Source organism: Lelliottia jeotgali (assembly GCF_977070485.1).
Genome location: NZ_CDRVFO010000020.1, coordinates 61,069 through 73,864, shown reverse-complemented (window position 1 = coordinate 73,864; position 12,796 = coordinate 61,069). Strand labels below are relative to the sequence as shown.

Sequence of the window (12,796 nt, the reverse complement as noted above, 5' to 3'; positions counted from 1 at the left end):
TTGCTGGCATTGAGCGTTTTTCTCGGCGTGCTGGGCGTTTCGCCCAGCATCGCCGCTGAAATGGATCATTCCGGGATGGATCACTCGGCAATGGGCCACAGCCAGCCTAAAGCCAAACCCGCCTCAATGGACCACAGCAAGATGGCCCCTGCAAGCATGAAGGGCATGGACCATGATGCGATGGATCATTCCAACATGAAACACGGGGAGGCCGATTCGCCTGCCTCGACCAGCCGCACGCCGATCCCCGTGCTGACCGACGCCGACCGCCAGACTGCCTTCCCCCAGCTCGACGGGCACAAAATGGATGACAGCGGGATCAACGGTTTTTTCTTGCTGGACCAGCTGGAATACCAAAACGCCGATGACGGCAGCACGCTTGCCTGGGATGCATCAGGATGGGTGGGCGGCGACGTCAACCGGCTCTGGATTCGCGCGGAGGGCGAGCGCACCAACGGGGTAACTGAAGATGCGCAGCTGCAGCTCCTGTACGGCCGCTCGATCAGCCCATGGTGGGATGTGGTCGCCGGTCTGCGGCAGGACTTCCAACCCCAATCGCCCCAGACCTGGGCAGCATTCGGTATCCAGGGCATGGCGCTGTACGACTTCGAGGCGCAAGCGACGGCTTTCATAGGTGAGAACGGTCAGACTGCGGCACGCGTGGAAGGTGAGTACGACATTCTGCTGACCAATCGTTTGATCCTTCAGCCAACCGCTGAGGCCAACTTCTATGGCAAGAACGATCCGCAACGCGGGGTCGGCACTGGCCTGGCCAACACCGAAGTCGGACTGCGCTTACGGTACGAAATTGTCCGCCAGTTTGCACCCTACATAGGCGTTACCTGGAGTCGTTCCTACGGCAAAACCGCCAACTTCATCCGTGATGAAGGCGGGGACGTGAACGAAGCGCGCTTCGTTGCCGGCATCCGCATGTGGTTTTGAGAACTCGACATGAAAAGAACAATTACAACGCTGTTGTCGATAGGTGCCGTAGGTAGCGCGGCAGTTCTGGGCGCGGCCTACTTCGGTCTCGTGAACGTAGGCGCGGATGATCCGCACTTCCCGGCTGTCCATGCGTTTTTGGCCATGGCGCGTGATCGCTCGATCGAAGTTCGAGCACGCAACATCAAGGTGCCGAATTTGAAAGACCCCGCCCTGGTCAAGGCCGGAGCAGGTAACTACAACGCCATGTGTATCGGTTGCCATCTCGCTCCAGGCCTGCAGAAAACTGAACTCAGCCAAGCGCTATACCCAGCACCTGCCAACCTCAGCAAGAGCGGCGTAAGCGGCGACCCAGCAACTGCGTTCTGGATAATCAAGCACGGTATCAAGGCCACCGGCATGCCAGCATGGGGCAAAAGCATGGAAGACCAGTACATCTGGGGGATCGTCGCCTTTCTGGATCAGCTCCCGCAACTCAATGCCGAGGAGTATCAAGCGATGGTCGCCTCCAGTGGCGGCCACCAGCATGGCGGTGGCGAGAGCGATATGCATGACCATGAAGGTCAACACGGCAGTGCCAAGTCCGAACAAGGTACCCGTGAGGCCACAACGGGCCATGGCATGGCTGAGGAAGGTCATGACCGTGGAAGTGCGCATTCAGAACCGGTGTCTCTCACGGAGCACCACGGCGGCCACCAGGCCACTGAGGCACCTTCAGACCATCGAACAGGCCATTCCTCCAAAAACCATGTGCATGAAGACGGGAAGGCGCACACCCAGGCCAAGTAAACACACCGTCCCCGGCTGAGCACCTGTGCGACCATACTGAGCGCCCCAGCAGCCTAAGCTGACGTCCTCTCTATTGATGTGCACCGGGACGCGAGTTGCGGTTGCTTGCAGGAAATGGATAGCACACCTGGAAGCAAACGACTTCTTGGTCGTTGACCACGTTGAAGCTGTCTAACCAGATCGCCAGCGCAAACCCTTTAAAGGATCGACCTCCCAGGCATGCCGTCGCCGTCTATCCTGACCAGATACATGTGCGGCGCACGCAGTTCGAACAACTCGTCCCGCGAGATGGGGAGCTCTGCGAGATCGGCGGCCGACGATGTAAGCCGTACAAGCAAACCGGCAGCGGGTCAATCGGATGCGCGACATTTGACGAATGGGGGACATGCCATGTGCGGACGCTTCGCCCAGTATCAAGGCCAGGCCGATTACCTGCGTGAGCTGAACGCCGGGCAGGATGTGATCAGCGGTTACGACAACGTGCCCATTGGCCGTTACAACGTGGCCCCTGGCAGCCGCGTACAGGTTTTGCACAACGCCGCCGATGGCCTGCGCATCGACCCCTGCCATTGGGGTTGGGTACCGTTCTGGGCCAAGGGCCCGAGGCCTGCGCCGATCAACGCACGGGTGGAAACCGTGACCACGGGCAAGTTCTTCAAGGCATTCTGGCCTCAAGGGCGGGCCCTGGTCATGGCCGACGGCTGGTACGAATGGGTGAGCGACCCGCACGACCCCAAGCGCAAGCAGCCCTACTTCATCCGCCTGAAAAGCCAGGCACCGATGTTCATGGCCGCGCTGGCTCAGGTACGTGCAGGGTTGGAGCCGAACGAAGGGGATGGGTTTGTGATCATTACTGCAGCGAGCGATGCGGGGATGGTCGATATCCATGACCGCCGGCCACTGGCACTGGGGCCGGTGGATGCACGGGCATGGATAGACCTGGAAGTGCCTGCCGATCAGGCCGAGCGGCTGGCACGGGAGCGGGGCCTGCCGGTGGAAGCCTTTGAATGGTTTGCGGTGGGCGAGGCCGTGGGGAATGTCCGTAATGAAGGCGCGCAGTTGATCGTGATGCAGCCCTGAACAGGGTACAGGCCTCCTAGACCTGCATCTCTACCTCCGGCTTTTGCTCCAGCAGCGACCAACCACCCTGCCCGTCCACTTCCAGCCGGTGGGTATGGAACCCGGCCAACGTGCTGCGATGGCCAACACTCACCAGCAAGGTTTGTGGCATTTCGTTGCGCAGCAGCGAATACAACGCATGCTCCAGGCCTTCATCCATCGCCGAGGTGGATTCGTCGAGGAACACCACCTGCGGCCGGTTGAACAGCACCCGGGCAAACGCCAGCCGCTGCTGCTCCCCGACCGAGAGAATATGCGACCAGTCGCAACTGACCGCCAACCGCTCAGCCAGGTGGGCCAGGTGGACCTGGCGCAGCGCCTGCTGCATGCGCGCCTCGTCCTCCGGCTTGCTGTCAGCCGGGTAGGCGATGGCGGTTCGCAGGTCACCCAGTGGCAGGTACGGGCGCTGCGAGAGGAACAGCGCCTCAGTGCCGGTGGGCCGCCTGACCTCACCCTCGGCGTAAGGCCACAGCCCTGCCAAGGCACGCAACAAGGTGGTCTTGCCACTACCCGACGGGCCCTTGATCAGCAGTGCCTGGCCGGCCTGCAGCTGCAAGTCGAGGTCGGCGATCAGCGCGTGGCCGTCGGGGCGCATCACTTGCAGGCCCGAGATAGCAAGGGCCTGCGCCTGTTCCTCGGTGCTGACACGTGGCAAGGTGCTGGCCTGCTGGTTGGCATCAAGAAATCCGGTCAGACGGTCGAGCGTGGCGCGGTACTGGGCAAAGGTGTCGTAGGACTCGCGGAAGAACGACAGCGCATCCTGCACCTGGCCAAACGCTTGGGACGTCTGCATGACATCGCCCAGCTTGATCGCGCCGCTGAAGAAGCGCGGCGCCTGTAGGATGAACGGGAACACCACCGCAACCTGGCTGACGCCCAGGTTGAAACCGCTGAACTTCAGGTTGCGGAACACCAGTGCCCAGACATTGACGATCAATGCCCCGAAGCGCCCCAGCAAGGTCCCCCGCTCCACTTGCGCGCCCTGGTAGAACGCGATGTTCTCAGCGTTTTCACGCAGGCGCATCAGCGCATAACGGAAGTTGGCGGTGAGTTTTTCGTTGAGGAAGTTCAGACGGATCAACGGCTGCCCGAGACGGAAGGCGATCCAGGTAGCGATCAGCACATACACATACACGGCAAACACCATGGCCCGGGGGATTTCCACACCTGCGACCGCTAACGGCGCCGACAGCCCCCAAAGGATGGCGGTGAACGCCACCAGCGACACCAGCGCGCTGACCGCGCCCAGCGCCAGGGTTACCGAATTGGTGACGAAGGCGTTGACGTCCAGTTCGATTCGCTGGTCGGGGTTGTCTACGGGCTCGGCAAGAAACTGGCCGCGGTAATAGGCGTCACCGTGCAGCCAGTCGTTGGTCAGCCGCTCGGTCAGCCAGACCCGCCAGCGGATGCTGAAGGCCTGGGTCACGTAGAAGGTGAACAGCGAACGTAGCACATGAAGGGTGGCTAATACCGCGAACACACCCAGCAAATACCAGAAGGCGGTTTGGTCAAGGGCCTGCAGGGCACTGTAGAAGCCGTTGTACCAGAACGAGAACAGCACGTTCATGCGTACCGAAAACAGGGTCAGCACCAGCAGTGCGGCAAACACCAGCAGCGGTCGCCAACTGCGCCTGAGGGAGAAATAGGGCCCGGCAAGCTGCCAGAACTGCCTACCCCAGCGCGTGTAGCGCACAGCCAGCGCAGCGGCGGCAGTGAAGCCGATCAGGGTGATGAACGAAGCGATTGCAAGCCAGCTCAGGCTCTCTTGCAGGGCCTGGTGCCAGTTCATGTCCATGGTGGGTATCCGTGCCGAGTGTTTCCGCGAGCGTAGCATTGCGCCGGCTTTGGTCAGGCATTCATGACGGACATTTCATTTTGTCGGCACCGCCCCTATCGCCGGCAAGCCGGCCCCACAGGAGTTGCACTCAATCCGAGGGCAGTCCAGGAGTGCCATCGCTTGCTGGCGACGGGGGCAGCGCAGACAAACGCTAAGCCAAGGCCGCCACCACCTTGGGGTCCAAGCCCTCCCCTGCATGGGCCTGGGCCCATTCCCCCAACTGCCTGCGCATCGCCGGGGTCCAGAAGTTCTGCAAATGCTGCTGCACTCCTTTCACCGCCAACGCATGATCAGGCTCGCTGTCGAAGTAATGGGCAATCTGGTTGGCCATCTTGACCAGGTTTTCGATGCTCATCGGCGTACCTCGGCCTGTTCGGGTTTGTCGGCCGTGCGACGTTCCTTGAGCAGGCGCCGCTGTTCATCACTGAAGTCCTGGTAGCGCTTTTGCCACTGCGACGGGTGGAACACCTTGACCACCTCCACCGCCGTGACCTTGTACTCCGGGCAGTTGGTGGCCCAGTCGGAATTGTCTGTGGTGATCACGTTGGCGCCGGACTCGGGGAAGTGGAAGGTGGTGTACACCACCCCCGGCGCCACGCGCTCACTTATTTTGGCGCGCAGTACCGTCTGCCCTGCACGACTGCCGATGCCGACCCAGTCGCCATCATGAATGCCGCGGCTTTCGGCGTCGGTGGGGTGCAGCTCCAGGCAGTCAGCAGCATGCCAGGCGACGTTGGCGGTGCGCCGGGTCTGGGCGCCGACGTTGTACTGGCTGAGAATGCGCCCGGTGGTCAGCAGCAGTGGGTAGCGGCTGTTGACCTTCTCGTCGGTGGGCACATAGCCGGTGAGCATGAAGCGCCCTTTGCCCCGCACGAACTGATCGATGTGCATGGTCGGCGTGCCGTCGGGGGCTGCGTCGTTGCACGGCCACTGCAGGCTGCCATGGCGGTCGATTTCGGCGTAGCTGACACGGTGAAAGGTCGGTGTCAGGCGGGCGATTTCGTCCATGATCTCGGACGGGTGGCGGTAGCTCATCGGGTAGCCCAAGGCGTTGGCCAAGGCCACGGTGGCCTCCCAGTCAGCCTTGCCGGCCAGCGGCTGCATCACCTTGCGTACCCGCGAAATGCGGCGCTCGGCGTTGGTGAAGGTGCCGTCCTTTTCCAGGAACGAGCTGCCCGGCAAGAACACATGGGCGAACTTGGCCGTCTCGTTGAGGAAGATGTCCTGCACCACCACGCATTCCATGGCCCGCAGCGCTGCAGTGACGTGCTGGGTGTTGGGGTCGCTCTGGGCGATGTCCTCACCCTGGCAGTAAAGCGCCTTGAAGCTGCCGTCCAGCGCCGCTTCGAACATGTTGGGGATGCGCAGGCCCGGGTCGGGCTGCAGGGTTACGCCCCAGGCCTGCTCGAACTCGGCACGCACGGCCTCGTTGGAGATATGCCGGTAGCCTGGCAGCTCATGCGGGAACGAACCCATGTCGCACGAGCCCTGCACGTTGTTCTGCCCACGCAGGGGGTTTACCCCTACCCCTTCGCGGCCAATATTGCCGGTGGCCATTGCCAGGTTGGCGATGCCCATAACCGCCGTGCTGCCCTGGCTGTGTTCAGTCACGCCCAGGCCGTAGTAGATCGCCGCGTTGCCGCCTGTGGCATACAGCCGGGCGGCGGCGCGGATCTGCTCGGCGGGCACGCCGCACACGGGGCCCTGCACTTCAGGGGCGTTTTGCGCGAGGCTGACGAAGTCGCGCCAGCGGGCGAAGGCCTCGCTCTCGCAGCGCTCGTCGATGAAGCGCTGGGCCAGCAGCCCCTCGCTAACGATCACATGGGCCAAGGCGTTGAGCATGGCCACGTTGGTGCCCGGGCGCAGTTGCAAGTGCAGCTCGGCACGGGCGTGGGGCGAATCCACCAGGTCGATGCGCCGCGGGTCGATGACGATCAGCCGCGCGCCCTGGCGCAGGCGGCGTTTGAGCTGCGAACCGAATACCGGGTGGGCATCGGTGGGGTTGGCACCGATCACCAGGATCACGTCGGCCTGCATCACCGAATCGAAACTCTGGGTACCCGCCGACTCGCCAAGGGTCTGCTTGAGGCCATAGCCGGTGGGCGAATGGCAAACCCGAGCGCAGGTATCCACGTTGTTGTTGCCGAACGCCGTGCGCACCAGCTTCTGCACCAGGTAGGCTTCTTCGTTGGTGCAACGGCTGGAGGTGATGCCACCGATGGAGTCGCGCCCGTACTTGAGCTGGATGCGCCGGAACTCGCTGGCCGCGTAGGCGACGGCCTCGTCCCAGCTGACTTCTTGCCAAGGGTCATCCAGATGCTTGCGGATCATCGGTTTAGTGATGCGGTCAGGGTGGGTGGCATAGCCCCAGGCGAAGCGGCCCTTGACGCAGGCATGCCCGTGGTTGGCGCCGCCGTTCTTGTCGGGGACCATACGTACCAACTGGTCGCCCTTCATTTCCGCACGGAACGAGCAGCCCACGCCGCAGTAGGCGCAGGTAGTGATCACCGCTCGTTCCGGCTGTCCGATCTGCACCAGGCTTTTTTCGGTCAGGGTGGCCGTCGGGCAGGCCTGCACGCAGGCGCCGCACGACACGCATTCGGAGGTGAGGAAGTTGTCACCACCGGCTGCCGCCACCCGCGACTCGAAGCCGCGCCCGGTGATGGTCAGGGCGAACGTGCCCTGGATGTCCTCACAGGCACGCACGCAGCGGCTGCAGACGATGCACTTGCTGGGCTCGTAATCGAAGTACGGGTTGGATACGTCCTTCTGCTCAGCCAGGTGATTGGCGCCGTCATAGCCGTAGCGCACCTCGCGCAGACCGACCTGGCCGGCGACCGTCTGCAGTTCGCAGTTGCCATTGGCCGAGCAGGTCAGGCAGTCGAGCGGGTGGTCGGAAATATACAGCTCCATGACATTGCGACGCAGGTCGGCCAGACGTGGCGTCTGCGTGCGCACCACCATGCCTTCGCTCACAGGCGTGGTGCAGGACGCCGGGTATCCGCGCATGCCATCGATTTCGACCATGCACATGCGGCAGGAGCCGAAGGCCTCCAGGCTGTCGGTGGCGCACAATTTGGGGATGGTGGTGCCGAGCATGGCGGCGGCGCGCATCACTGAGGTGCCCGCCGGCACGCTAACGCTGCGCCCGTCGATATTCAGACTGATCTGCACATCACTGTGGCGTTCAGGGGTGCCCAGATCGGTCTCGGGGTCAAAGTAATTGATCACTGCGCGGCCTCCGTGGTGGTCAGCCCGAAATCGGCCGGGAAGTACTTCAGGGCGCTGGCCACCGGGTAGGCGGTCATGCCGCCCATGGCGCATAGCGAGCCGTATTGCATGGTGTCGCACAGGTCGCGCAGCAGCAGGGCCTGGTCATGGCGTTCGGTTAGGTCGCTGCTGGCGATCAGGCGGTCGACCACCTCCATGCCGCGGATAGAACCGATGCGGCAAGGCGTGCATTTGCCACACGACTCTTCGGCGCAGAACTGCAGGGCAAAACGCGCCATGCTGGCCATGTTCAGGGTGTCGTCAGCCACCACCACACCGCCGTGGCCGAGCATCGCGCCCATGGCAGCGAAGGCCTCGTAGTCCAGGGGGGTGTCGAAGTGACTGGGCGGCACCCAGGCACCCAGCGGGCCACCGACCTGGGCAGCCTTGAGCGGCCGGCCGCTGGCGGTGCCGCCCCCGTAGCCTTCCACCAGCTCGCGCAGGGTCAGGCCGAAGGCACGCTCTACCAGGCCGCCATGGCGGATGTTGCCGGCCAGCTGGAACGGCATGGTGCCAAGCGAACGCCCCATGCCGAAGTCGCGGTAGAACGCCGCGCCCTTGGCCAGGATGGTGGGCACCGAGGCCAGGGTGAGCACGTTGTGCACCAGGGTCGGCAGGCCGAACAGGCCCTGCAGGGCCGGTAGCGGCGGCTTGGCACGGACGATGCCGCGCTTGCCCTCGATGGATTCGAGCAGCGCGGTTTCCTCCCCGCAGATATACGCTCCCGCGCCCACGCGTACTTCCAGGTCGAAGGCCTGACCGCTACCGGCCACGTCGAAACCGAGATAACCGGCGTCGCGGGCGATGACGAAGGCCTCATTGAGCACACGGATGGCGTCGGGGTATTCCGAGCGCACGTAGATATAGCCCTTGTCGGCACCCACCGCGAGGCCGGCTATGATCATGCCTTCGATCAGCAGGAAGGGGTCGCCTTCCATCAGCATGCGGTCGGCGAAGGTACCGGAGTCGCCTTCGTCGGCGTTGCATACCACATACTTCTGCCCTGCCCCGGCGTCACGCACGGTGCGCCATTTGATACCTGCCGGGAACGCTGCGCCGCCGCGGCCGCGCAGGCCGGAATCGAGCACGGCGGCGACCACTTCGGCGCCGCCCAGCGCAACGGCTTGCTCAAGGCCCGCAAAGCCGCCGTGGGCGCGGTAGTCATCCAGCGACAATGGCCGGGTGATACCGGCGCGGGCGAACAGCAGACGTTGCTGGGTCTTGAGGTAAGGGAGCGCTTCCACGGCCCCGAGCGCCAATGGATGGCTGCCGGGCTCTGCCGCCAATGCATCGAGCAGCGCAGGCACATCCTCAGGGGTGACCGGGCCGAAGCCTTGCCGCCCTTCAGCGCGCTCGCACTCCACCAGTGGCTCGAGCCAATACAGGCCACGCGAGCTGGTGCGCTGGATATCCAGCGCCAACTGGCGGCGCTCGGCCTCGCGCTGCAACGCCTCGACAACCTGATCTGCGCCCACGGCACGGGCCACCGAGTCGCAGGGGATGAACAGCTTCAGCATGCTGTGTCCTCCAGGCAACCGTTGACCAGCGAGCGCAGGCGCTCAGGGGTCAGGCGCGCATGCACCTGACCATCGAGTTCAAGGGCCGGCGAGCAGGCGCAGGCGCCCAGGCAGTACACCGGGCGCAGGCTGATGGCGCCATCGGCGCTGGTGCCATGGTCGTCCAGCGCCAGCTGCTCACGCAGCTGCGCGGCCAGTGCCTCGCTGCCACGGCTCTGGCACGACTCGGCGCGGCACAAGCGCAGGGTATGGCGGGCCGGGGGCGCGGTACGGAAATCGTGGTAGAAGCAGATTACCCCGCGCACCTCGGCCAGGCTGAGGTTAAGGGCATGGGCAATGTCAGCGACGGCGGCATCGGGGATGAATCCGATGCTTTCCTGCACGGCATGCAGGATCGGCAAGAGCGCGCCGGGGGTGTCCTGGTGGCGACTCAGGATACTTTGGATCACGGGCAGGTGGGGCAATTGATCAGGCATACAGCGGACCTCGGCATCACGGCCCCCGCCTGTTGTTGTAGTGGGCAGGTGACCGGCGTGTTCTGCTGCGGCACACCGCCCACGTCACGGTTGCGTGGTTGTCGGTGGCCTCCTTGCCGGTGGCCGTGCGTCTGCGCGCACTGGGCTCAGGGGCATTCCACAAGCATGGCACTTGTGGCGCCGAAGGGATGCACGCGAACGACCAGGCGCATCCTGAAACCGACCAGAGGGCCGGTCAGCCCAGTACCACATGCGGCAAGAAGCGCGAACTGTCCTTGGTGATCAGCGAATCATCTTCACGAATGCCAAGCCCCGAGGCCTTGTCGCCAATCACCCATGAACCAATCAGCGTGTAACTGTCAACGAACTTCGGCAAAGGTGCAAAAGCCTGCAGAATATAGGACGCATCGTCATAGGGCCCGTCTTCAAAAACCCGCCGGCCATCCTCGGTGCGGATATCCACGTTGGCGCCTTCACGCGAGAAGTACGGTTTGCGCACCCAGCCCTTGGGCACCGGGGTCTGCGGGTTGTCGTCGACAAAGGCCGGCAGCAGGTTCGGATGCCCCTCAAACCACTCCCACAACAACGGCAGGATGCCTTTGTTGGAGATCAGTGCCTTCCACGGCGGCTCGACAAACTGCGTGTCGCAGCCGGTGATCGCCTGGCCGAAGTCCTCATGGAAGATATGCTCCCAGGCATGCAGCTTGAACAGGCGCTGGATGGGCTGGCCCTGCAGGTCGACGAACCGGCCGTTGTCGTGCAGGCCGATATGCCGTGTGCGGACACCCGCATGGCCCGAAGACCACCCGCAGGCAACCACCGTTGAAAAAATCAACAGCAGTTGAGGCCAGTTCGGGCTTGCAGACCCGCCCGCTATTTTTTGCAGCGGCCCAGCGAGACTAGGGAGCTCAGTTTTCCATCGCAATGGCTCAAGGGCGTGGAAAGGGCGATTCAGAAATGGACTACGGGACGCAGGTAGGAATGCTGAACCGGAGCAGGAGTAAGCACCCACGCCAGTAATCATCTGAAAACCTGCGGCATTCCTATCTTGACAAGCCATCTGTGATCACATATCACGTAGAAAGCGTTTCTTGGCTATGCGGGCCGTAGCCGAGGAAGAACTCATAAACAAAAATAAGACAGGTGCATTTAGCTATGAACGTGATGAAGCGGCTGACACCCTATAGCGGGTTGAGGGTTTTGATTTCTGGTGGTGCAGCAGGTATTGGAGAATCGATCGCGGCTGCATATCTCGAAATTGGGGCAAGAGTCCATGTCTGTGATGTAAGCGAGCAGGCGATCGTACAGTTTCGTGAGCGCCACCCTGAGGCTTTGGCCACATTAGCTGACGTCTCCGACACTGCCCAGATCAAGCGAGTTTTCGAGATACAACAGGAGTGGGTGGATGGACTTGATGTCCTTATCAACAATGCAGGCATAGCAGGGCCGACCGGCGGAATCGACAAAATTAGCGATGCCGAATGGGAACAGACAATAGACATCAATCTCAATGCGCAGTATCGTTTCGCTCATAATGCTGTCCCCCTCCTGACAAAGTCAGAACACGCACACATCATTCATATTTCATCCGTCGCGGGTCGCTTAGGTTACGCTTGGCGAACTCCATACGCAGCGACCAAGTGGGCCATCGTAGGTCTTATGAAGTCATTGGCAGCCGAGTTGGGCGAAAAAGACATTCGAGTCAACGCACTGCTGCCCGGCATCGTCGAGGGCCCTCGCCAGGATCGCGTGATCAGTGACCGCGCCAAACAGTTAGGCATTTCCGAGCCGGAGATGCGCCAACAAATTTTGAAGAAAATCTCATTGCGCCGGATGACTCCACCCGAAGACGTGGCCGCAATGGCCTTATTTCTATGCTCTCCTGCTGGTAACAATGTGACAGGACAAGCGATCAGCATCGACGGTAATGTTGAGTATCTTTGATCAGTCAGGCCTACACGTCTCGCCACCGACCTTGGTAGCGAGACGTTTGCTGTGCGTGTGCCAGAGAGCTCGTCCTCCCCAATTCTGTCAATTCGATAGCAGCACATCCGTGATCACAGAGGTCTCATTTTCCTATGCCGGCTGATCGAACCCACCTATAATTCTAGCCATGAACCTATCCACACTCGTAACGCCCATGATCCGCCAGACCCTCAGTGCGGACGTTTATGCCCAGCTGCGTGATCTGCTGATAAGTGGACGCGTTATGCCTGGGGAAAAGCTCTCCCTCAGATCTCTCGCGGACGCTCTAGGTGTTAGCGTCATGCCTGTGCGAGAGGCTGTTCACAGGTTGGTCGCTGAGCAAGCGCTTGAAATGGCGGCTAATCGATATATTCGCGTTCCTGTACTGACAGTCAGCCAATTCCGGGAAATCACCAGTATCCGGTTGAATCTGGAGGGGCAAGCTGCCGCTCGTGCTGCCGAGCTTGTTGATTCGCAGGCGCTGGCTGAGATAGAAAAGATACACGAGGCATTTTGCGCGGAGTTTGCAAAAGGCGCTCCCGATGAGTCACGGCTGATTACACTGAATAAAGAATTGCATTTCGCAATTTATAACCAGGCGGACATGCCCATCCTGCTCCAGATAGTTGAGTCCCTGTGGCTGAGAATAGGGCCTATCATCAACTATGACCTACGATCTGGCACTGAGCGTGTGGTTCAGCGAGTGCAAGCCAGCCATCACGCAGCGATGGTTGATGCTTTAAAGAAGGGGGACTCCGTTGCCGCCCGTGAATCACTGCAAGATGACATCAAAAGTGCTGCCGAGTTTATCCTGAATACAGGGGCGCTGATCGTTGCCGATGCGCACAAACCTGTAGAAGCTGATTAATTCCACCAACATG

11 protein-coding genes are annotated in these 12,796 nt (G+C 61.8%); 5 read left to right on the top strand and 6 right to left on the bottom strand.

What is annotated here, in order from left to right:
- The 3 genes from ACW4TB_RS23565 to ACW4TB_RS23555 all read left to right on the top strand — a co-directional run bounded on the left by ACW4TB_RS23565 (position 1) and on the right by ACW4TB_RS23555 (position 2,811).
- The gene (locus ACW4TB_RS23565) at positions 1–942 is read left to right on the top strand and encodes a copper resistance protein B (protein WP_455843088.1); all 942 of its coding nucleotides are present in this window, start codon (positions 1–3) and stop codon (positions 940–942) included.
- Between the two features lie 9 nt (positions 943–951).
- Complete coding sequence (locus ACW4TB_RS23560) at positions 952–1,731, top strand: c-type cytochrome (protein WP_279933625.1); 780 nt, start codon at positions 952–954, stop codon at positions 1,729–1,731.
- A gap of 390 nt (positions 1,732–2,121) precedes the next feature.
- The gene (locus tag ACW4TB_RS23555) at positions 2,122–2,811 is read left to right on the top strand and encodes an SOS response-associated peptidase family protein (protein WP_254467431.1); all 690 of its coding nucleotides are present in this window, start codon (positions 2,122–2,124) and stop codon (positions 2,809–2,811) included.
- Positions 2,812–2,827: 16 nt separating this feature from the next.
- Here ACW4TB_RS23555 and ACW4TB_RS23550 read toward each other — a convergent pair whose 3' ends face one another.
- The 6 genes from ACW4TB_RS23550 to ACW4TB_RS23525 form a co-directional block, all read right to left on the bottom strand.
- Positions 2,828–4,645, bottom strand: a complete 1,818-nt coding sequence (locus ACW4TB_RS23550) for an ABC transporter ATP-binding protein/permease (protein ID WP_279933626.1) — start codon at positions 4,643–4,645, stop codon at positions 2,828–2,830.
- Between the two features lie 193 nt (positions 4,646–4,838).
- Positions 4,839–5,042, bottom strand: coding sequence for a formate dehydrogenase subunit delta (locus ACW4TB_RS23545; RefSeq protein WP_012313612.1), 204 nt, complete (start codon positions 5,040–5,042; stop codon positions 4,839–4,841).
- The gene (gene fdhF, locus ACW4TB_RS23540; protein ID WP_279933627.1) at positions 5,039–7,918 is read right to left on the bottom strand and encodes a formate dehydrogenase subunit alpha; all 2,880 of its coding nucleotides are present in this window, start codon (positions 7,916–7,918) and stop codon (positions 5,039–5,041) included. Before fdhF ends, ACW4TB_RS23545 begins: the two co-directional genes overlap by 4 nt.
- Positions 7,915–9,474, bottom strand: a complete 1,560-nt coding sequence (locus tag ACW4TB_RS23535) for a formate dehydrogenase beta subunit (protein ID WP_279933628.1) — start codon at positions 9,472–9,474, stop codon at positions 7,915–7,917. Before ACW4TB_RS23535 ends, fdhF begins: the two co-directional genes overlap by 4 nt.
- Positions 9,468–9,950 (bottom strand): formate dehydrogenase subunit gamma, encoded by a 483-nt coding sequence (locus ACW4TB_RS23530; RefSeq protein WP_279933629.1) that lies wholly within the window; start codon positions 9,948–9,950, stop codon positions 9,468–9,470. The genes ACW4TB_RS23535 and ACW4TB_RS23530 overlap by 7 nt, the downstream gene beginning before the upstream one ends.
- 235 nt (positions 9,951–10,185) lie before the next feature.
- A complete protein-coding gene (locus ACW4TB_RS23525; protein WP_455843087.1) occupies positions 10,186–10,974 on the bottom strand; it encodes a glutathionylspermidine synthase family protein in 789 nt (262 codons plus the stop codon).
- Between the two features lie 131 nt (positions 10,975–11,105).
- Here ACW4TB_RS23525 and ACW4TB_RS23520 point away from each other — a divergent pair, with 131 nt between their 5' ends.
- Positions 11,106–11,894, top strand: coding sequence for an SDR family oxidoreductase (locus tag ACW4TB_RS23520; RefSeq protein WP_039601737.1), 789 nt, complete (start codon positions 11,106–11,108; stop codon positions 11,892–11,894).
- A 196-nt stretch (positions 11,895–12,090) separates the two neighbouring features.
- Positions 12,091–12,783 (top strand): GntR family transcriptional regulator, encoded by a 693-nt coding sequence (locus ACW4TB_RS23515; protein ID WP_279933630.1) that lies wholly within the window; start codon positions 12,091–12,093, stop codon positions 12,781–12,783.
- Positions 12,784–12,796 lie beyond the last annotated feature (13 nt).